We start from the raw sequence: 22,180 nt of genomic DNA on the forward strand, positions 1-22,180 counted from the left end.
CTATCTCTCTCTCATCGAAAAAGGCTGGAAACTTCATGAGATAGATCAGATGGACATTCAGTACTACATGGTGCTGCGCGCTCATGAGTTGAAATCGAATAAGCAAAAACAAAGCTCAGGAACAGTCTACATAGATCAAATAGGTGTTTTTTAGAAGGGGGGTCTACTGATTGGCAGATCAAGTATTAGGACGAATCAGGGGCGAGGTGGTCCTTGATGTAAATAATTTTAAGGAAGGCATGAACGAGGTTAACCGCAAGTTACGTTTAGCAAAAAGTGAGTTTGATTCAAGCGCGGCGAGGGTTAAAGCGTTTGGGAAAAGCCAAGATGAACTTCATGTTCAAGCGGATTCCTTAAATAGACGACTTGATTTACAGGAACAAAAAGTAAAGATGTTGTCCCAACGCTACCAAGAAGTTGCGGGTCAGACCGGGAGGCACTCCAAGGAAAGTGAACTTCTTGCAACTCAATTACATAGGGCGAAATTGGCACAAACAGAAATGGAAGGCGCACTCATGCGTACTCAAAAGGCATTAGATGGAACCGCCGCCACAGCAAAAAAATTTAATCGCGAACTGTTTCAAGTTCACGACGAAGCCATCGAAGCAGGCATAGCCTTAGGTGTCATGTCCGCGGCTCTTGCCGTAGCATTCGGAAGCACTATTGTAAAGGCGGCTGATTTTGAATCACAATTGTCTAACTTGAAAGCTGTTACCAATGCATCCGCTGATGAGATGGAACAGCTACGAAATCAAGCTCTAGAGATGGGCGCGGCAACGAAGTATTCAGCTTCCGAAGCAGCCGAAGCACAAACCGAATTAGCTAAGGCTGGATTAACGACTACTCAAATATTAAATGGTGGTCTAAGCGGGGCGTTAGCCCTTGCATCTGCTGGAGAAATAGAGCTTTCCGAGGCCGCAAAAGTGGCATCTACTGTCTTGAATGCTTTTCGAAAAGATAATCTTAGCGTAGCGGAAGCCGCGGATATCTTGGCAGGTGCGGCCGCGGCTTCCGCTACGGACGTAAAAGAGATGAGCCAAGGTTTGTCGCAGGTTTCAGCTGTTGCCGCTTCCGCGGGACTTTCTTTTCGCGACACTGCAACAGCACTGGCGGTATTTGCGCAGAACGGAATCAAAGGGTCCGATGCTGGAACCAGCTTAAAAACAATGTTGCTAAATTTAACCCCGTCTTCCAAGGAAGCCGAGGCTGAAATGCGTAAACTAGGTCTTATTACAAAAAAGAATGGAAACCTATTTTTTGACGCACAGGGGCATGTAAAATCGTTTGCGGATGTCTCAGAGATTTTGCATAAAAAGTTAGGGAAGTTGACCGATGAACAGCGGAACCTAGCACTAAAGACGATGTTCGGAACGGATGCCGTTCGTGCGGCAAATATTGCATTTACGGCAGGAGCCGAGGGTGTGCGTACGATGAATCGAGAGTTGAGCAAGACGACTGCCGCGCAAATATCAAAAACCAAGATGGATAATTTAAAAGGGACGATAGAAGAGTTGAAGGGGTCGTTTGAAACCCTTCAAATTCAAATGGGTTCAGCTTTTCTACCCACGGTCCGAAATCTAGCACAAGGAATGAAGGGTATAGTAGATTGGTTCGGTAAGCTATCCCCTACTACTAAGGAAGCTATCGGTGTATTTGTAGGAACTACGGCCGCGGTGTTGGGCTTCGGTGCAGCTGTTGCTGGGGTCATAGCCATAGCAAACCCCTTTGTGGGGGCCGTCGTGGGAATTGGTGTTGCCGTCGGAGGAATCGCGGCTACTTTCCATAAAGCCAACGAAGATATGCGGCAAACGGAGGAAAATACAAGACGGTTCGGAATCGGTGTCTCAGAAGGAACACGGAAAGCGGCTGACGGATTCCTTGTCCTTAGAGATCAGGCCATTTTCAATTTGTCCCAACTACGTTCAGCCAGTGGAGCGGAAGCGAAAAAGGTTGTTGATGAAACGGTCGCCATATTTTCACAGATGGGCAATAAGATTGTTGATGCTCTTAATAAAAGTAAAGTAGATTTACAGCGTGTAATGGCTGGTTTATTGGCGGAATTACCGGGTGAAGTAAAACCGGCAATCGATAACATTGAGAAACGAGCCAAGTTTACTATAGATGCCCAAACGAAACAAATACTAGATTCGTTAAAAGTAGTACATGAAGGATTAAATAAATTTCAGGGCGATACATCAAAGATGTCTAGTAGTTTCGCCGCAGAGTTTAAAAAAGCCCTTAATGACTTAAACGAAGGCGCGCGTGTATTCGTGCAAAAAATGGACGACCTCAATAGTTTTATGGGGAAAATTCAGGAACAGTCTGGAAAGATTTCGGCTGATGGTGCGAAGAAATTTGTTAGGGATATCGAATCCACTTATGAAGGCGCAAAAAAAGCCGCGCAAGATTGGGCCGTTGAACAGAGGAAAACCATTGAGCAACTTGTATCTTCAAAGGCAATGAATCCAAGTGATGGCGAAGCTTCACTCAAAGCCGTGGAGTATTTGGAGCGTCAAAGGATTGCGACTGTACAGAAAGTGCGAGCGGAAGGTCTAACCGCGTTAGAATCGTCATTGTCGCAGGAAGCACTTTTAGTTAATGTCAAAACTGGTGAGATGCTTGAAACATGGAAACAATACGGGAATCAAGCTGTTCCCGTTCCTGCTGCGGAGAGATTGGCAGAAGGAAAGGCCCTATGGAGTGCATATTTCGATGATATGCGTAACAAAACAAAGGAATCTACTGATGCCGCAAAACAGAGCTATGACTCTATGGTGACAGACTTTAACGAAAAAGGTTTACTCCTACGGGAATCCGCAAAAGTCGATCTTACACTTGAGGGAATGGGAACAGCCACGTCATTTGCGAACGGCCTAAAAGCTGGATCGGTTAGTGTTAATAGTGTGGCCGCACAATTAGGGTTAGATATTTCAAGCGGCGTTCAGGTGGATTTGGGTAGCGAGGGGAAACATACTGTACAATCTTTGGTTGAGGGCCTACAGTCTGGAAAAATCGGAGTGTCCACTTTTATAGTCGGTGTCCAAAAATTATTGAAAACCGAAGCTAATCTACAGCTGACACCAGAAGGACAGAAGACAATGAGGACCTACCAAGGTGGGCTACAAAGTGGTTCCTCAGCTATAAATAGATTAACTTTAGGACTATCTAGAGATGTTAAAGCTAATCTATCATTTGATGCGTCAAGTGTTGGTTCTAACATCTCTAGAAGTATGGCGGGTGGCATTGCAAGCGGTCGATCTAGCGTCATCAATTCGGCGATTGATATAGCTAGAAGTGCATTGTCAAAGATGAAATCAGTACTAGGAATTAACTCGCCTTCTAAGGAGTTCATGAAAATCGGGGCAGGGGTGAGTGAAGGGTTCGCCTTGGGGATGATTCGAAATGTGGGCATAGTCCAAAACGCAGCGGTTTCCTTATCGAAAGCAGCTGAACCAATGGAGATGAGAAATAGTACAACCTCTATCTCTTCCGCCCAACCATCGCCTATTTCAACTATACAGCCAAGTACACATATCACGATTAATCATCCTGTGATACGGGAAGAACAAGATATTCAAAAATTAGTAGCGGAAGTGGAACGCGCACAATCTTTAAAACTTCGATCTCAGGGGGTGGTGAACGTTGGCTATTAAGTTCGCGAATAAGGATTTACCCTCGTTTGTAGGCGGGACTGTGAGTCGTCCTTTGTTGCCACCGATAACTCAATCACTTACTACAGTTCCAGCGAAATCAGGTAGCATTGATTCAGGGAATTCATTAGGGAATCTCCCTATAACCTTTGAGTATTGGATTACCTATACTGATAAAGATGATCTAGCTGTCAAATGTCGAGAGTTCGGAAAGTGGCTCTATTATGAGACCGCCCAACCTTTAGAACTACTCCACGATCCGGGTAAAATCTATCTTGCCAAAGTCACCGGAGATACTGGGAAAGCAGATCGGAACCGTGTAAGTAAAGGAGTAATTAATTTTCTTTGTACCGATCCACACGTATATTCATTAGAGAAAAAACAGGACCTTTTGATTGATAACACTGTTTCGAATAACGGTGATATACCGTCATGTCCTATCATAGACTTTACCTTTTCGGAGTCCTCCACGATTTTTGCGATAGCAACCGATGACGATCAAATGGTGTTTGGACAGCCGGAAGAAGTGGGGTCTATTGTTCCTCAGCCGCAACAAATTTTGATAGTAGGGGACACGATGGATACAACAAATGGATGGGGACAAGGGCGGAGTATCGATGGAGATATAATGGGTACAATGATTTCTACTAATGGTCAATTTCGCGCTAATTCCTATGGAGAAAGTGACGGATGGCATGGCCCCGCCCTCACGAAAAATCTTGGAGATAGAAAGATTCAGGACTTCACCTTTCAAATGTTTGTGTCATTTGCCGCAGGTCACAATGAGCAAATGGGATGTGTTGAAGCTTATCTCTTTGATGAAAAAAACAACCGGGTTGGAAAAATCGGTCTATCTGATGTGCAAACCAATATAAATGATCCTGTCTTTCAAGCGAGAGCCGGATCAAATCTATTCATGAAGTCATCGCAGAAGGTTCGTAGAGGGAGATACGCCCCTAGCTTCTATGGTCGGCTAACACTACAACGGATTGGGCGGAAGTGGTGGGCCGAAATCGGAATAAGAGATGTTGAGCGAAACATAATACACGGGCGCACATCCGATTCCTATTACGATGTTGATGGTAAGAACATGAAGCCTATAGCTTACATACAGGTCCACATAGGCGCGTATGGAAAGAGAAAGCCTATAGATGTTTGTGGTATCGAATCAGTTTATTTTTTCGAAGAAAACCACATTGATCCTGTTAAGCAAGTTCCTATTATTTTTGTTCCGGGTGATCGGCTAACAGTCGATTCCACGAATGGAACTGTTACGAAAAATGATGATCCTTTTTGGACTTTTGATAGTTTTTCTACCTTTCCAGTACTAAAGCAAGGTTCAAATAAATTCACGATAGCCCCTTCCGATATCGTCAAAGAAGCACATATCCGATACCGTGAGGGGTGGAGATCGTGACAACGACGATATATGTATTGGATAAACAAGAGCAGGCTATAGGCGTGATGGATAATCGCCTAACAGATGGGCTTCGTTTTTATGACGAGGTTCTTACTACAAAATTAGAATTTGGCTATATGGATTTTTCGTTTAGCGTTCCAATGGACCACGCGCAATCGTCCATTATCCAAAAGGAACATCTGCTTATTGTTCCGGCGGAAGATGGGAAACGATTTCTTTTTCGAATCAAACAGAGGAAGCGGAACACGAAAACGAAGAGGATGGATGTATGGTGTGAAGGCGCGCAATCCACCGACCTAATCAGTAGCTATGTTGATCCTATTAACCTTATCGCAACATCTCTTGAAAATGGCTTAAAGACGGTTCTGTCACGGACTGATTGGACCGTAGGTAAGATTGAGTATTCGGGGATCAGAGACATTGATTTCAGCGATCACCCTAACTGCTTTGCAGCTATTCAAGAACTGGCAACAACATTTGGAATGGAGATAGAGTATGAGGTAGTTTTCGATGGTTTACATATCAATCGAAAAATAGTCCATATGGTGAAAAGACGGGGCGAAAGTACCGGGAAGGTTTTTCGTGTGGGACAGGACATAGAAGAAATTCAAGTGAATGAGGACTCTATTCCTTTGTTTACGGCTATTGTCCCCATTGGTAAAAGCGATTCGGCCAATAAGCCTATGACATTGGAAACTTACAACCCTACCTATGTTGAGGACGGGTACGAGAAGCGAGATAAATGGATCGGGAGTCTAGAAGCCTTCCAAAACTATCATCTAAATGGGAAACATAGGTTCTTTATCTACAGAGATGATAAGGCTCAATCTCAAGCCGAATTGTTTATAAATGGTTTAGAGGAATTGAAAAAAATTAGCAAACCGAAAGACTCGTATACCTTGAATGTATTTTTACTGGAAGAGCTTTCTGGGCTAGAAGCTCATCGTGTACGCCTTGGGGATTCCCTTCGAATTGACGCCCGTGGAGATGGAATACTAGCTCAAGCGCGTGTAAGCGTGTGGACGCGTAGCCTACAGGATAAAAAGAAATCTACCGTTACTTTGTCAGAGGTAATAAATACGTCTCCTGCATCCTATCAAAGTGAAGTCCAGCGGCTGAAAGCCATTATACAGCGCAATGAAAAGGCTTGGACAAAAGCAAGTGAAAGCACTCAATCGGCTTTCGATAAAATGGATGCTGCACAGGCTGGATTTAGCACACTTTATGTAGGCGAAGTAATATCTCCTTCGGTTGTTTCCTATCGAGATGAGGATATTGTATTTAAAGTCGATCCCGTAAATGGGGATGACATCAATAATGGAATTCATGCGCCGAAAAGAACACTATCCGCGGTGTTTCAAGCCGTACCTAGATATAACGATGCTTTTATAACTGTTCAGGTACTGGGTGATAATCAAATCATCTATGAGAATCCAGAGCTTAAAGGGATATCGGGCGGCGGAAGGGTCCAAATTGATGTTGGTAAAAGTAATAAGCTTATGGGTCGTATGTTCATTCGGAATTGTACAAACACACTATATCTGAATGATATAACCTATCAAAATCAAACAGTCTTTGAAAGTGCCAAAGCCGAAGGGATGCTCAATATTTATAATGCGGCTTCCGTCTTTATGCGGAATGTATTTATTGACTCTATGCCGAAAAGCAATCTGATGTATGGGATTCTTGTTCAATCTTCATATGTACGCATAGAGGATTCCGAAAGCTATAACGGATCAGAAGCTCAATTGTGTTTGCAATACGGGGCGCGAGGAGACCTTTATAGGGAAGGTCTAAAAGGAGCAGGCGGCAAATTCGGGGCGTTAGTTTCCTTTAGTTCAACGCTAGGCGGAATGAATACATCGTACTGCCCTAAACCGGGTGTTACTACTATCTACGGCGGTTATTGTGGGGTTAGCTTTAGAACAGATGATCCACCAGTTGTAGAGCCGGAAAAACCACCAGTTAAAAAAACCTATACCAGTACGTGGACAGCTTCCTCTACTGGATCATGGAACACAAACAAAAACTATTGGAGAACCGATGATAATAGTGTGCGTCAAGGTGAGTACGGGTTCGGGAATTGGAAAGGGGTCGCCTTTTTTGATTCATCTATAAAAAACGATCTAGCTGGATCAATCATCAAATCCGTTGATATATATCTGTCTCGTGAAAAAGGTGGGATAATTGCACCTCAATCTCTAAATTTGTACACACATAATGCCACTAGCAAGAGTACGACTAATCCCTCATTGACTATTGTGAAAGCGAATGCGGCTTCATATGGTGTTACCAAAAAAGATTGGTTTTCTGCTCCAATAAGTGTGGGGGAACGGATACGAGACGGCGAAGCGAAAGGAATAGCCGTCTATGATGGGGATGGGAAACCATACATGGTTTTCGGTGGTGGATCTGATGTAAAATTGAGAATCACTTATGAGAAATAAGGGGAATCCGCCTATGTTGCCTTACAATGAGATGATCCAATTAGATAGATTGATACATGAACCAGCTAGATTAGCGATTATGAGTTGTCTTAAATCCTATTCAATGCTGGAGTTTTTGCTTTTGGGAGAATTAATAAACCTGACTTACGGCAATTTATCAAGTCATCTATCTAAATTGGAGAAAGCCGGATATGTCCATATTGAAAAATCATTTATTCAAAAGAAGAAGGCTCAAACCTCTGTGCGCATTACTCCACAGGGACTACATGCATTAAATAAATACTGGAAACAAATAGATTATATTAGGAGTGAAATAGAACGGATTGAACATTCTTAATTCATTTCCCTATAATGTTTCAACGAGAAGGAAGGTGATATTTTTACCCCTATAGCTTAGATTGGTTTATCAGGAGGAAGTATAGTGTTGGAAATGGATAAGTTTTACGCAGGTTTTGTATTTGTTATCGGTGTGATAGGCTCATACCTGCTTGGTGGATGGGATTTGTCCATGCAGGCTCTAGGTGTCCTAGTTGTGTTTGATTATATAACGGGTATGTCTGCATCCATCCATGAGGGTAAATTAAACTCTCATACTGGTTATAAAGGAATAATGAAAAAAGTAGTTATTTTCATAGTGGTTGGAGCGGCCTATTGGGTTGGGAAGCTGGCTATGGGAGATGGCGGAAAATACCTACGTGATGGGACGATAGTCTTTTACGCTGTGAATGAGTTGATATCTATAATCGAAAATGTTTCGCGGATGGGCATTCCTGTGCCTGATATCCTCGTTAGGACGATTGAAAACGTGAAAAACCGGGAAAAGAAAGTGCAGGAAGATATACCGCCGCCAACGGAACCACCAACGAATCAAAATAAATCTGCTTAGGCTAGGGAGTCGATTTCGGCTCTCTTTTATGTTCAAAAAATCAACTAGAGGTGACAGCATATGGCATGGACATATGGAAAACTATTTAATTCAGCAAGCGATTTTTTATCATACTTAAACGATAATCTTAGAGCTACTATCACAGAGACACATGTCCATCACACCGCCGCACCTAATCATGCGAATTGGAATAGTGATGTAAAAAAACATGGTGCAGGCGCATATTTAGCCCGACAGAATTCAATGAGAAGTCATCACATGAATGTGAGAGGATTTTCTGATATAGCTCAACATATTACCATCTATCCAGATGGTAATATCATGACTGGTCGGAATCCAAATATCCCACCAGCTAGTGCCACAGGCTACAACGATTCTGATCCAGATAACAAACATCCGTTTATGTTCGAGATGGTAGGAAACTTTGACAAGGGACACGATGTACTACAAGGTTCACAGCTTCAATCAGCCGTAGAGGTTTGTAGATATTTATTAGGCAAAGGTGCGCGGATTCGTTTCCATCGTCAATGTACAATCAATGGAAAAGCACCTAAAACCTGTCCCGGGACAGGTGTAGATTATGATTGGTTTGTAGGACTGTGTAGATCAGGTACCACTATACCAGCTACATCACCATCAACTCCAACTACATCGGGATCATCTGCTCCCCGTACTCTTAGATATAAAAGTCCTATGATGCGCGGCGAAGATGTTGTTAGGCTTCAAAAATTGCTAGGTATTAAAGCGGATGGTCTTTTCGGTCCTGATACCGATAAAGCAGTAAGGTATTTCCAAAGATCGAAAGGTTTGGCGGTTGATGGTATTGTTGGAGCTAGAACGAGGGCCGCGCTTAATGGTGTGAAGAAAACATCCCTAAAGTACCCCGGAACCATCTTGAAAGAAGGTTCTAGGGGTGGGTATGTAAAGATGATCCAGTCTAAACTAGGTGTACGGGCAGACGGAATATTTGGCCCGAAAACTGAAGCCGCTGTTAAAAGTTTTCAACGTAGAAAAGGACTATCTGTCGATGGTAAGGTTGGCCCGAAGACTTGGGCGGCGATGTTTTAAACCATAAAATAAATAAAAAGCTATCTCTTACGAGGTGGCTTTTTATTTATTTCAAACTGATATGATAAACCTGCATTTGATATCAAATATGCATATTTGATATCAAAACATTGTTTTTGATATCAAAATAGAGTATACTATGATTAGCAGGAGGTGATCGTATCAAGGGCATTAAAAGTAAATTTGTGAAAATTTGTTTCCTTTCTGTCTTAATCGGATTTGTTCTAGCTAGATGTTCTTTTAGGTCAACAGAATACAAAGGTGGGTTCCTAGAGTATATCTTCTCAGATTTGTTTCTAAATCATGTATTATCAATGGGTACACAGTGGGGCTTTGTATCAATTCTATCGGCTGTTATTCTGTTTCGTGTTCACTTGTACGTTGTTGTTCTGCTCTTTGTTTTTACATGGCTAGATGGAACCAGACAACAAGCGATTCAATTATCGAAACAGTCTGTAATAGTTTTGGGTTACAATACGAAGCCGACAACAAACATAACCAGATCTCACAAATGGGCATTCTATAGTTCGGTTTACTTGCTTATATGCGGAATCCTTGTTACATTACTAGGGGTCTTAATTCCCACCGTAATCGTATTTATGAAATTTATTGTTCCTATCTTCTTACTTATAATGATTTTACGGATGATCACATTTTTCAAACGATAGATAACTGAAAATACAAAAAACCTATCGCGCGATAGGTTTTTTACTTTACTATATCTACTTTGGCGGTGATGGTTATTTTAGCCATCTCCTCGCCTTTTCGCTGGTCAGAGCGATCTAACTTGGGCTTACCTATGTTTCGGTATCCTAACAGTGTCAAGGACTTCTCGATGTAATCACCAATGACATAATTCCGATATGCTTTTTTTTCACCAGTTACCAGCCCAAAAAAGGAAACATGCGGTACATAGACGCGAAGTAAATCCTCTGGTACATAGATATCAATGTTCAAAACAGCGTCGTAACTAATAATATTATCCTCTCGAACCTCCGTGAAGTAGTACCTCAGTTCCACTTCTTGGTTACGCTTTTTGATTGGTCGCTGACTTCCTATTATCCGTGGTTCTAATTCCTTTTTCTGTTCTGGTGTGAGATCCGGTTGATTTAATGGACAATCATTTTGATAATACACCAGCTTTAGGATATCTTGGTTAGAAAAAATCTGGTCATCAATGTCGACTAAAGAATCGCTTACAAGCTTGGTATGTTTTTGCCTAAAGAAATTTAGCGACTTTAGAGTAATCCCTAGTTGTTTCAGATTCTTTTTTTCGTGGTCGATCCAAGCTAGAAAATGTTTAACGAACCCTTGATGATTTCTAATGATCGCTCACCTCCATCTGTTTAAAATATTCTCTTATGTTGGTTTCGAAATCCTTTTTTAAACAGCATGTTACATCTAGTTTTTTTGATTTTAACACCCTTGGAAACTCTGGAAATCTTTTCTTTTCTTCGGTCACAAAGAAGATATCTGGAAAGGGATTCTTTACATAATTAGTAATCGGATTCTTATACCAATCCTTCCATTCCTTTACCTCTTTATACATATCAAACTTCTTAGATAGCTTAGGGAAGGTGTGCCGATAGCCACGATCTTCGCTTCCGGTATCATACTCAAAAAATGTATGAACTAGATCCCCTGTACGGTCATTCTGAAAGATCGCGTATACATCGGGGTTTAGTTTGTTTTCATGTCGAACAATTCTGTTCCCCGCTTCGCAGAACCAAAGTTCTTCACCCTCTGGAGTTTTCGCGATGCTCCAACCTAATTCCTTTGCGACCTCCCGAATAACAATTTCCATATTGTTCACTTGAATGATATGGTGGACTTTTTGAGATAAAACGGGCTTTCCATCTTCGTAACGGATGCGTTCTCTATGATGGAAAAAATTTACCGCTTCACTGCCTAACTTTCCAAGTGCCACCACGGTAGTCCGCTTCACGCTATCATCCCATAGTATTACTTGTTGATAACAAGCACGATCTATCAAATAATATTCATGCATACGTTTTAGGCTTCGATTTAGAAGAGACCGGGAGCGTTTCTGGCTCCCGTACTCAGGATGAAGGTATTCAATTTGCTCGGAGGTCATAATCAATCGTTCCGCAAGTAAATTTAATATTTCCGCCCTGCGTTCGGTGGGGATTTGATTCGACTTCACGTAATCATAATTTTTTTCTACCCTCGGAATCCTCTTCCTTTTGTAAAGCTGGCGAGTGCGTTTTCCTTTGTTGGTTGATTGGCCTTTTCCTTGCATTGAGATTGCTTCCTTTCTTGTTTTTTCTCGTATCGCTTCCGCTCCAGAATGGTTCTCGAGACTCCTAATTTATTTGGATGTGAACGAAATTTTTCCAATGAAATTGGACTGTATACAGGGAATCTCGTATGTGCAGGCTCCAGTAGCTTTGCTTGGAACACATGGGATTGTTTCCCCCAGTCCTGTCGAACAATTCCTGTGAATGGTGTTTTCATGAGTTGATGAAAGTCTTCCTCCTTGTAGGGAGATAGGGTTTGCTCCATAGTTCCAAAAAAATCACTTCCGCCTTTCAATAAAATCAAATTGGGTCGCGCATCATAAATTGATTCCTTTAACTCGTTTTCTTTGCGGCCTGCTTTGTTGAAACTTGACCAGCCATGAATCGTAAAAAGAAATCGTATACGAAACTTTCTAGGCTCCTTAAACAGATCCGGGAATAGATCCTGTACCGCTCGTTGGTCGATGATTTGGTGAAGCTCGTCGATTACCACTAGACACTCTTTCCTTTTCTCTTCTTCGATACTTGCCCGGGCTACCATGAGATTCCAGATCCGGACAAAGTAGTGCGTAAAAAGAAATTTGCTTAACTCTTTTGAAATTTCTTGCCCGCTTCGAGGGAGATGAATTAGAACCAAATACGGCCCCTCAGTTGTATCATTCATCCACTTCCAAAAATCGATCCGTTCGTCATGCTCACGATCTATGACATTAAGAAAATCCTCATCCATCATGTAAGGAACAATTCTGTTTCGAATCGTTTTTAAAACACTTGAATCATTTTCCATGTCCTCATGATTCGCTTCGAGGACTTCAACAAGTGCATGTTTACTCTTCTTTTTTAGCTTGGATACAATTTCGTCCAAGTAATCTGCGTCTCTCAATATATTTAATGCATCAACGAGATTTCCCCGTCCTACCTCATAGCTTGCTTGTAATGACGCTTTAAAAAATCGATCTACAGCAACAGTCCGTCCATCTTCTTTTATACTATCGAGTAGGATCTGCGTTTCTGTGTCGGCTATATGCTTTCTAATACTTTTACTTTCATGTTGTATAACGTCATGAAAGCCGACTTGTAAAGGGCTGTCAGATGCTGCGTGATTGAGTACTACTACATTGCTTTGTGCAAAGTCAGGAATACAACGATATATCTGTCTGCACAAATTTCCATCAGCCACATCAAAGGCGATCACTGCGCGCCCGTACTTCCGCCACTCTTCGGCATTCTCTGCCCCTCCAAGGTATGTTCCTAGTATTTGATTTACTAGAAGACTAGTTTTCCCAGAGCCTTGTTCCCCGCTTACAATTGTTGATTTCACCCTGTCGTCAAGTTGCTCTGCGTTTCTATGCCGTGGTATTGAAACGGTTTGATTGGTTGTGATGTCCCGGACAAAGGGAACAGATCCTTTTTTCTCAGTCAGTAACACTTCCGGTACAGATGTTTTTTGTTCGATTTCTACACAAAAAGAATCGTCAATCTCATTTACTTTAGGAATCCAGAGTAATCGGTCGAGTTCCTTTCTTGTTACAATGAGACGCGGAACATCAGTATTTAGATGCCCGTTTTTCAAGCGAGCTAAATCCGGTGAAACCGGAACTAAACTCAATTGATTCTCACCTTGTATGCCATTCAAAAGACGTTGTAAATACTCTTTAAACACTTGTACCCGTGACTTGTCATCCGACCATAGAATAAACAGAAATTCGCCATGAATGTAGTGCGTCATTTCTAGAAGTAATCTAGCTTCTGATTGCTCATTTTTTTTTGGACTCCGAATCTTTTCCCCTCTGATTGATACCTTGCCAGTCAGTAACTGTCTCCATCCGTCAATGCTATCAAGTACTTCCTTTTTAAGACCATTCGATTGATGATGTATTTTTTCCCATTGTTTCGCCGTTCCTTTTTTGATTCCATGCATGATACGACTAGATAGTGAGTCGATCCCATGCAATTTGCGCTGCAGTCTTTTTCTTAAAGCTTTGTGGTTAACATCTTCTTTACCTGTGAAGCTATATAAAAATTGTTCGTCATTGCGTATGAACTGGAGAAGAGATTTCACTTTAAATCTTAATTGCGTTTGCGTTTCGATAGATAGGTGATCGCAACCTTGAACAGCAAAAGCGTGCATGTTTTCATCGAAAAAGGAAAGGTTACTTCTCTTTAATTTACAACTAACCGTATCTTGATGTATGGCGGTTTGGATGATTTGAACCTGATTTACTGGAATACTAACGTATTGATGCACCCGTCCGCGATCTTTCATGATCTTGTAACTTACATGGGGAGATTCTACGTGTGCTTGCTGTTCCTCATTCCATCCTTCCGGTGCATAGTACTTGTTCATCCTCGTTACTTCTTTTACGAACTCTTTCATTTCTTGTGTTGAATCTTGGTTGCCACCATTGCCGCTCATCCGTACAAACGGAATTACCTCATACGTTTCAGTGACAACGTACTTTCGATTTTCCATGAGCTATCCAATCCTTTCAATTAAGATGAACGGGCCAACAAGGGAGTTATGTCAGCCCGCGAAATGCCTACTCGTAATCTGATTTTTTAGCTACAACTATCAATGGTTTCTTTTGCTTATATTTTCTTTTCTGATACCAGTAGATCAACCAAATAAATACAATTGGGGTTATCAAGAAAATCGTAGCGATAACTTCCAACATTGGTTAGCCCCCTTTTCTATTTATAGGCGGCGGAAATATCGGTTAATTTCTTCAATATTTCCGCTTGTGTTTGCGGGTATTGGCTTTTTATATAAGCTACATCGATATTCATTAAGACACTGGTTATCCCGACCGCAAGTAAAAGTTTTAACGCCGTGTGATGTAGTTGGTCGTCATTCATACGCTTTATGATGATGACGGACCCTACAATGACACCAACTAAGACGATCACAACTTCGTAGTACATGACGAACCAAAATAATACACCCGACATTTACTTCTTACCGCCTTTGACATCGATTTGCTCGATCTGTGTTTTGATATTATCCGTTATCTTTCCGGCTGGTTTTTGTAAGGATTGAACGACATTAACGCCGATTGGAACCAACAAAGGAAGCGCAGCAACACAAGTAACAGCTATCGCGGTAGACCGTAAAGCCTTCAAACCATTATCTCCAGCTTTTACTTGCTTACCGACATTTACTATGGACACCAAAACGATGAATGATAATACGACACCTAACACGATACCAATGATGCCATAGGTAGCGTAATAAACACCTAATGCCTGTTCTAACATTGTGAAATTTCATCTCCTTAGCCCCGGTATAGGGGTATGTTTTTCGGTATGCTTTATGGAGTTCTATAAAGCATACCCCATCAGTTAAGTAATTCACCTTGATAGATCAGGATAAAAGGAAGATCGAATGACTCAGAAAAACAAAGAAAACTTTCTTTTACAATACTCTTTTTTCTCTCTATTTTCTGTTAATTACCTAGTCGAATCTACCCGCCAAATCCCTAACTTCATTATATTCTAATTTGATATCAAATGCAACAATATGATATCAAATATTTATTTTTGATATCACTTGCGGGATTTTGATATTGATTTTATAATTGGAAAGGAAGGTGGAAACAGAATGAACAAAATGTGCGATTGGTGCAGGAAAGAAAAGCGTTTGTTAGAAGTTGAACAAGACCATCTATTCCTATGTGATGACTGTACAGTCGAATATGATAGAGAGTACTACGGATATCACGTCGGCAGGGAGGATCTAAACGAGTTTAAATATGGAAGGGGCATTACCAAAAGTGAGTAATTCATATGATAATGACACGAAACAATTAGGAAGTCGCATAAGTTCCAAGCTATGGGAATTTGCGGATGAATATACAAAGAGGAAGAATTTAACGAAATCACAGACATATGAACTAATATTCTCTCTAGCGGAGGAGCAATTAGATGTTTTGGATGTGCTATCATTCACAACAAATAAACCTAAACTAGCTCTTGCCAAAGAAGCCACGGCCTTACTTATGGCAAAGTACAGAGATTACCTACCGCCAATAGTAGTAAAAGAAAAGGAAAAAGAAAACGAATGCCCCGAATCTTAATTGGCGGCATTCGTTTTCTTTTTCGTCCTACTCCTGTGCGCGGGGTATAGGGAGCAACGGAACAGAAAACCGGAATAAGCCTTATCGGACATGGGGATTGGAATAAATTTGCATATGGCCCCTTATTTCGCTTTTGGTTGCCATCCAGTAACGGATTTATCACTTACAGATGGGCACATTTCGTGTCCGATAAGATACATTAGCGGACGTGATGCCTTCTGTTTCATGTGGTCTATGTCCGATAAGGTAGAAAATATCCATTGAATTCAATGTCCGCTAAGGTCTATTGCTATTTTCTGTTCCACTGCTCCCCATACCCCTGCGCTACCGCCCCATGTATTCCGCTTGTGTTGGGGGAACTGGGACCAACAGAAGGGGGTATTAGACCTTATCGGACATTGATTTTATGGGATATTTTCTACATTATCGGATATATACGTCATAGAAATGGTATCTCTATTGCCGATATTGTAAGTTATCGGATATCTGGATCAGTCGCTTCCGCTGTTCCACTTGCACCAAATTGTTGATACTACTGATGTTTCCAAATATTCCTATCCTATGTCCTATTTTTACACGTATCTTTGTACCCCATATTGAAATCAACCAACTAGATTTTATTTGGTTTTTTATTTGGAGAACAGCAATCTACTAAGCTATTAAAATCAATTTTAAGGGGTCTAGCGCCCTTGTGTTGGGGTTTTATGATGGTAGGTAATGTATTAGTACCGATTCGTCCATACATGACTAACGTCCCTAGTCTCACAATCCCTTTGATACCAAGCATTTTAAAAAATGGATAGGAAAAAAGTATTATATTTTTTTAAAAATTGTGAAGGTATTATGATTTTTATGTCGAATTCTATATATAAGGAGTTCAAAATTAATCCTTACATACCATTTTTAGGGGGATTTTGAAATGAAAAGAAAGCAAAAGATTCTAGGATTCGGTGTAGCATCTCTCATGTTTGGCATGATGGCCTTACCGATGGTGGCTTTAGCTAACTCATCATCATGGGAGTTTTACATGGATAGGGCCGAAGTGAACGGAGACAAAAATAAAGAGTACCATTATATGAATGCTGGCAATATGAAGCTTTCGGGAAGCGTAAATATTGATTCATACGCAAACGGAAACCTCAAAATCCAAACTCTTAATTTCACTGTCAAAGAATGGGTTGATTGGTCCCCTGATCGGCTAGTTGGAAAGACAAGTGTCACTCCTTCGAAAAGTGACAGAAGAAGCGTATCGGCCACATTTGGTAAACAGAAGCAGGGAAAGTACTACATTGTTGTCGCAAAACAGAAAGATGATGACGGGTACAATATCAGTGGATACGGGGACCTAATAACAAACTAATATTTCAACAAAGTGCAGTCTCTCTTCATAGAGCTGCACTTTGTTTTTAAAAAATGGAGGGGGATATAAATGTATCGTTTGTATGTATTAATCACACTTTTTTTGTTGTTTGGTTATTCCTTTTGGTTCATGTATACGCTTGATCATGATGATGCATATAGGCTTGGATATAGCTTATCTTTATTCGATTTACCTGTGTTGGTCCCTACAGTAGGGATATTGGGACTATGCTTAGTTCATCTCCGAAAAAGAAGCTCAAAGAGTGCTGCCTATTTATTTTGTTTCACGACTTTCTATGTCTATATGATGGGGGTTGCTCACTACTCACTCTTTCCTATCACTGTTGACCCTAATCTAGGAGAGATTGATATATCATCATCAATCAATCTTAATCCAATCAAAATCGAATCATGGCAGTATCTGATTAGTGGACAGGTGTTGTTGAACATCTTAATGACGACTCCCTTTGGTTTGGGAATATCTTATGTAAAAGAACTGAATACAAGACAAGTGTTAATGTGGGGATTCCTATTCTGCTTTCTGATTGAGTTTATCCAACTGGTTCTGCTTTGGAGCTTACAAGACACTACCTTTAAAATCGATATAATTGATTTGATTTGTAATTTTGCAGGTGTGTGTGTTGGGTACGGTATATTCTGGACAATTTCACATCTAGAAGTTCATAGGGAACTATATAACCAAATTCACATGGATCGAAGGTATGCCAGTATTTCCAATCAGGAACAAATGAAGAGTTAATTCCCTGAAACAGTAAAAAAGGCTAAACTCCCCATTGAATTAATGGATAGTTAGCCTTTTTTATATCAAACTATTGTTTATTATTTTTCGACAAGGAAAGTATTTCATTGGTGAGTGTATGCAATGCGTTAATGTCTTTTTCGACTTCACGGACCTTTTCTAATCTTTCTGGTAAAACTAGCTTTTGCTTATATACTTCTACTTCCTGTTCAAAGAAGGAAATCGCCTTCAATTGCTCTGTATACGATTGAATGGTGGACGCTTTTTCCTTTTTATCCAGTATAGACCATGTAAAACTTAATTCTTTATGTTGCTTTTTTGTGCTGTCCAATTGATCTCGTACTAACTCGGACACTGTATCGAATGTTAAAGAATCGGCGTATTCCAACAGTTCCTTTTTGCGCTCTGATGTTAAATGAATGTACATATGTAAGAGACGGCCTGAATCATCCGGGTTTATGTTGTCTACGGCTTCGAATAACCGTTCTAATCTTTCGCCATCTATCAACTGGCCATCTTCTGTAGAAAGCCATTCGAGAATGCCGGAAATCCTCATTTCCTCTGCCTTATTGTGAATGATGGACATAATCTTCCCAAGTAAGATAGGATCGTTCTGCATTTCTGCTACTAGAACGAGAGGGGGAAAGTTATATTGGTTTTCATCAAATACAGCTTTTAGGCATTGGATGTACTCTTCTGGTACGACAATTTCTTCCTCTTCTTCGACTAATTGATCGGGAGCAGAAGCTTCTGACGGATCAAATAGAGCTTGTACCATTTGGTCCCCAAACTCCCGTCCCATTGAAAGACAAGTACCAACGTATGTATCAAAAAATCCTTCGACGATTGCGTTTTGCTCGTTGGTGAGGAAGCGGTTCTTTGCTTTTTTTATTGCCTTTTCTATCTTTTCCTTGTTCATCTGGTTTCTATCAAGGTCTTTTGTTTGAATCAGTTTGATAAATTCGCTATATGCTTCATGGATGATACCCTTATGTTTTATCATCGTTATTGGATCGATCATGTTATATCCTCCTTTTTGTAAAAAGCTAGAATAGACTTTCTATGACTATGGGTTCGTCCCGAATAGGGGGACGTAGCTCGTGTTCATCTAGAAATCGGATGATCTCTTCTTCTTTTTTGGCAAAGGCTATTGTTCCGAGATAGCGGATCTGCCAGCCCGGAACAAAGCCAATCATCATAAAATCTATTACAATGGTTCCTTCTCGTCCTTTGATGGAGAGCGGGGACCCGGCTTGTATATTCTTAAAATTGTGAGTCATGGTGTACGATATTCCTCATTCCTACCAACCAAATTAAAATATCTAGTTTGCTATACAAACCCTTTTGTACAACAAAATACTTATTATCCAGCAAATTCATTGCTTTTAGACACTAGGGCATCATTCATCTGTTTCATTTTTTTGTTTAGTTGTTCTGCCCATATTGCTCGCTGTTCCGGGCTAGCTGGGGTGTAACTTTCACCATTTTTTTCCCTTTCTAATTGTTGAGCAACTGATTTAGGGAGTTTTTGGTCAGCGGTAGTTGTACTTCTCTTTTTCCCCTGTTTTACAGTTCCTAAATCAACTTTGCCATTATCAGAAGTAAGGTGTTTTCTCTTTTCATAAAACTGTTTTTCATATTGGTCTACATCTTCAATTGTCTGAACTTCTGCGGCTTTCCATCTTTTAAGTACGTTTTTTACGTATGCTACAGGATGTGAAGCTTCGCCAAAAACAGCTCTTTCTACAGCAGCTTCTACTAGAGGAATAGACATAGATTGGCATAAGTCCGAGATTGTTATTTCTGTATATTTGCTCCCTTTGTTTGGAAAGAAATATTTAAACTTTTCGATCACATCACATACATACATACATACATAAGTATTAAGTACAAAAGCTTTTGTATTAAGTACTAAAGTACTATCATCCTGACTTTCCGTATCCGGGTTTCCCGTATCCGGATTTTCAGGATGTGGGGCCTTTTTCTCATTTTTTTCTTTATCCTGACTTTCCGTATCCGGGTTTTCAGGATGTGGAACCTTCTTTCTTTTTCCTTTCCCATCAGTCATGACAAAATACTTGGTTCCCTCTTCTTTCAGAGCGTTTTCGAGAGATTCCAATTCCATTTTTACTTCTTCGGTGTTATCGCTGAATATGTAGTAAATCTTGCTAAACTTATTGTTTTCATCGATTGTCCTGACACGACGGATGTAACCATAACGCTCTAATTCATTTGCGACATTAAAATGAGCATCTCTTCCATTTGCCGACTTTTCCGTTAGCTTTAGTAGCTCTATCTTTTTGGCTTTCTCAGAGTCGTAATACTTTTCTTCGGATATGATGACAGTTAGAAGCCCCTTTGCTTGCAATGTAATCCGTGCGTCCTGTATGAATGAGTCATCCAATGTAGTGTGATTTCTTCGTCTTGCGTTGATCCATGTTTCGTTTTTGCTCATAAGAAAACCCTCCAATGATTTTTTATTGGAAGGCTACCTGTTACCACTTTCTACTCATCTTCAATTTCTACCCTTTTTATTGACATGATGTATGTATATGATTAGAATAAGGGTATACAATTTAAATATATGACTGAAAGGACCGCCAAAGTCTTACAGTCTTCTGAGTAAGAAAGTGATCTTTTAGGGAGCCAACCAGAAAGATCGCTTTTTTGCGTTTCTTTGACAAAATTATAGCTTATTCTACAACTCTCGTCTACAAGATATTAAGTAGATTGCTAGAATTGGAATACTGTGGAATAGTTGTAGTCTTGAAAATTTTAAGTCTTGAAACCCGGTTCAAAGGCGATCCTGTGTGTAATGGATCGCCTTTTTTTCTGTGATTTCTTCTTGTTGTTATGTAATCGTACGATAACATATATATACCAACGTGTCTAGCCATTTATGAATTTAATTTATGAAATTCGTTTATAAATTTGTAATCTCATGATTACAGTTGGTAATAAAGGGGTTTCGGAAATAACAAAAAATTCTGTTTGACTTTATGTAATCGTGCGATTACAATGGGGTTGCAGGTTAGGGAAATTCGGTTGTTGAGGATTACATAAGGCGATTTGTAATCCCCTTTCAAGCGATTTCTATAAAACATACAAAAGGGGTTAGTATAAAAATGGAAAAACGTATAATTGGCGTGGACAATGGAAACAACTTCGTGAAAGTGGTTGCAGGTGGACTGAAAAATCGTTACTCTTTTTCAAATATCATAGCAGCAGCGGCCGAACATCGAATTATAGCAGGCGATGAAGGTAGCGATCCACTAGATACGTTACATTATCGAGTATGTAGCCCAGCATTAGGCGAGGGGAATAGGGTCTATGTGTCGGGGAATCTTGCAACAGGCTCTGTTCATCTCAAAAATGAGATCGGAGTTCAACGAAAAAAATATAATAACGATCAAATCTTGATTCATGCTCTCCTTTCCATTGCTATTGATGCTGCCGAAACGCTGGAAGTTAATGAACATGGATATATTGATGCATCGGGCTATATGCTCGCGACAGGTTTACCCCTGAATGAAGTTGATAAAAAAAGTGAGTTTCGAAAGCGTCTGACGGATCACGTACATGAGATTCAGTTTCTCCAAGTGAACAAGTACGCCGGGAAACGCGTTAAAATTCGGTTAGACGATGTAGCAATATACACAGAAGGTCCGACGGGAGCTATGGATTTATCTGAGCCGGATGATGACAATGTAAATGCTCTCTATCCAAATATGCAGAAACAACATGTTTTACTTGTTGATATTGGAGGGGGGACCACCGAGGGAGCAATTTTGAAAAAAGGCAGAGTAGATAGTTTGAATTCGGTTGGGAAGAGTTTCGGAGCTTCTGTTATTATGGATCGGTTGATTGAGGAAATTTTCAAGCGCGACGAAGTGCAAATCCAAACCCGACAACAATTAATAAATGAGATATACGGGAAAGAACATCCTAATAAGGTTATGATTCGGGGAGTGGCTACCCCTGTTATGGAATATGTCAAAGACGAAATGGAAGGCTTAGCAAGTCGTATATACTATGAGATTGTTGACGCTAGTTGGAAGAAGGTAACGGATTTACAAACAACTATTTTTATCGGTGGTGGATCGATTTTGTTGAAAGAATGCTTGGAGAAAATCAACCAAAGCAATCCACACCCATTAGGAATGGAGTTTCTTAAAGGTGAGGACTCAATATGGATTAACGCAAGAAGTTATTACAAGTGCGCCCGAATCAAACAAAGTAAGAGTGTAGGAGTGTAGGGG

20 protein-coding genes are annotated in these 22,180 nt (G+C 40.5%); 11 read left to right on the forward strand and 9 right to left on the reverse strand.

The window, feature by feature from the left end; translation table 11 throughout:
- The first annotated feature begins 170 nt into the window (after positions 1-170).
- The 6 genes from BLU58_RS08575 (at position 171) to BLU58_RS08600 (ending at position 9,471) form a co-directional block, all read left to right on the forward strand.
- Positions 171-3,653 carry a phage tail tape measure protein gene (locus BLU58_RS08575; RefSeq protein ID WP_093291817.1) on the forward strand — a complete coding sequence of 1,161 codons (3,483 nt, stop codon included), beginning with the start codon at positions 171-173 and terminating at the stop codon, positions 3,651-3,653.
- Positions 3,643-5,067: a distal tail protein Dit gene (locus BLU58_RS08580; protein WP_093291818.1), complete on the forward strand. Its 1,425-nt coding sequence runs from the start codon at positions 3,643-3,645 to the stop codon at positions 5,065-5,067. Before BLU58_RS08575 ends, BLU58_RS08580 begins: the two co-directional genes overlap by 11 nt.
- Positions 5,064-7,517: a phage tail spike protein gene (locus tag BLU58_RS08585; RefSeq protein WP_093291819.1), complete on the forward strand. Its 2,454-nt coding sequence runs from the start codon at positions 5,064-5,066 to the stop codon at positions 7,515-7,517. Before BLU58_RS08580 ends, BLU58_RS08585 begins: the two co-directional genes overlap by 4 nt.
- Positions 7,518-7,530: 13 nt before the next feature.
- Positions 7,531-7,854: a transcriptional regulator gene (locus BLU58_RS08590; RefSeq protein ID WP_255404659.1), complete on the forward strand. Its 324-nt coding sequence runs from the start codon at positions 7,531-7,533 to the stop codon at positions 7,852-7,854.
- Positions 7,855-7,947: 93 nt separating this feature from the next.
- On the forward strand, positions 7,948-8,403 hold the full coding sequence (locus tag BLU58_RS08595; protein ID WP_255404666.1) for a phage holin family protein: 456 nt from the start codon (positions 7,948-7,950) through the stop codon (positions 8,401-8,403).
- Between the two features lie 60 nt (positions 8,404-8,463).
- Entirely contained in the window at positions 8,464-9,471 is a 1,008-nt protein-coding gene (locus tag BLU58_RS08600) for a peptidoglycan recognition protein family protein (RefSeq protein WP_093291821.1), read from the forward strand.
- A gap of 708 nt (positions 9,472-10,179) precedes the next feature.
- On the opposite strand, the gene BLU58_RS08610 is transcribed toward BLU58_RS08600, so the two are convergent.
- From BLU58_RS08610 to BLU58_RS08630, 6 genes are all read right to left on the reverse strand, one after another.
- Positions 10,180-10,608 carry a hypothetical protein gene (locus BLU58_RS08610; RefSeq protein WP_093291823.1) on the reverse strand — a complete coding sequence of 143 codons (429 nt, stop codon included), beginning with the start codon at positions 10,606-10,608 and terminating at the stop codon, positions 10,180-10,182.
- Between the two features lie 184 nt (positions 10,609-10,792).
- On the reverse strand, positions 10,793-11,731 hold the full coding sequence (locus BLU58_RS08615; RefSeq protein WP_093291824.1) for a replication-relaxation family protein: 939 nt from the start codon (positions 11,729-11,731) through the stop codon (positions 10,793-10,795).
- On the reverse strand, positions 11,653-14,202 hold the full coding sequence (locus BLU58_RS08620; protein ID WP_093291825.1) for an ATP-binding protein: 2,550 nt from the start codon (positions 14,200-14,202) through the stop codon (positions 11,653-11,655). The genes BLU58_RS08615 and BLU58_RS08620 overlap by 79 nt, the downstream gene beginning before the upstream one ends.
- Positions 14,203-14,269: 67 nt before the next feature.
- Positions 14,270-14,404: a hypothetical protein gene (locus BLU58_RS16915; protein ID WP_255404660.1), complete on the reverse strand. Its 135-nt coding sequence runs from the start codon at positions 14,402-14,404 to the stop codon at positions 14,270-14,272.
- A gap of 16 nt (positions 14,405-14,420) precedes the next feature.
- Positions 14,421-14,678 (reverse strand): hypothetical protein, encoded by a 258-nt coding sequence (locus BLU58_RS08625; RefSeq protein WP_093291826.1) that lies wholly within the window; start codon positions 14,676-14,678, stop codon positions 14,421-14,423.
- Entirely contained in the window at positions 14,679-14,984 is a 306-nt protein-coding gene (locus BLU58_RS08630; RefSeq protein ID WP_093291827.1) for a hypothetical protein, read from the reverse strand.
- A 343-nt stretch (positions 14,985-15,327) separates the two neighbouring features.
- Between BLU58_RS08630 and BLU58_RS08635 the strand changes: the two genes are divergently transcribed.
- The 4 genes from BLU58_RS08635 to BLU58_RS08650 all read left to right on the forward strand — a co-directional run bounded on the left by BLU58_RS08635 (position 15,328) and on the right by BLU58_RS08650 (position 17,921).
- Positions 15,328-15,507 (forward strand): hypothetical protein, encoded by a 180-nt coding sequence (locus BLU58_RS08635; RefSeq protein ID WP_093291828.1) that lies wholly within the window; start codon positions 15,328-15,330, stop codon positions 15,505-15,507.
- Positions 15,479-15,802: a hypothetical protein gene (locus BLU58_RS08640; protein WP_143123746.1), complete on the forward strand. Its 324-nt coding sequence runs from the start codon at positions 15,479-15,481 to the stop codon at positions 15,800-15,802. Before BLU58_RS08635 ends, BLU58_RS08640 begins: the two co-directional genes overlap by 29 nt.
- Positions 15,803-16,721: 919 nt before the next feature.
- Positions 16,722-17,162, forward strand: coding sequence for a hypothetical protein (locus tag BLU58_RS08645; RefSeq protein ID WP_093291830.1), 441 nt, complete (start codon positions 16,722-16,724; stop codon positions 17,160-17,162).
- Positions 17,163-17,231: 69 nt separating this feature from the next.
- Positions 17,232-17,921: a VanZ family protein gene (locus BLU58_RS08650; RefSeq protein ID WP_093291831.1), complete on the forward strand. Its 690-nt coding sequence runs from the start codon at positions 17,232-17,234 to the stop codon at positions 17,919-17,921.
- Between the two features lie 70 nt (positions 17,922-17,991).
- On the opposite strand, the gene BLU58_RS08655 is transcribed toward BLU58_RS08650, so the two are convergent.
- The 3 genes from BLU58_RS08655 to BLU58_RS08665 form a co-directional block, all read right to left on the reverse strand.
- The gene (locus BLU58_RS08655; protein WP_093291832.1) at positions 17,992-18,942 is read right to left on the reverse strand and encodes a hypothetical protein; all 951 of its coding nucleotides are present in this window, start codon (positions 18,940-18,942) and stop codon (positions 17,992-17,994) included.
- 25 nt (positions 18,943-18,967) lie between these two features.
- Positions 18,968-19,201, reverse strand: coding sequence for a hypothetical protein (locus tag BLU58_RS08660; protein WP_093291833.1), 234 nt, complete (start codon positions 19,199-19,201; stop codon positions 18,968-18,970).
- An 83-nt stretch (positions 19,202-19,284) separates the two neighbouring features.
- Positions 19,285-20,376 (reverse strand): DnaD domain protein, encoded by a 1,092-nt coding sequence (locus BLU58_RS08665; RefSeq protein WP_093291834.1) that lies wholly within the window; start codon positions 20,374-20,376, stop codon positions 19,285-19,287.
- A gap of 670 nt (positions 20,377-21,046) precedes the next feature.
- On the opposite strand from BLU58_RS08665, the gene BLU58_RS08670 reads away from it, so the two are divergent.
- The gene (locus BLU58_RS08670) at positions 21,047-22,177 is read left to right on the forward strand and encodes a ParM/StbA family protein (protein ID WP_093291835.1); all 1,131 of its coding nucleotides are present in this window, start codon (positions 21,047-21,049) and stop codon (positions 22,175-22,177) included.
- The last annotated feature ends 3 nt before the right edge of the window (positions 22,178-22,180 follow it).

Origin of the sequence: Thermoactinomyces sp. DSM 45892, assembly GCF_900107305.1 — a bacterium.
In the GTDB taxonomy this organism is placed as follows: domain Bacteria; phylum Bacillota; class Bacilli; order Thermoactinomycetales; family Thermoactinomycetaceae; genus Baia.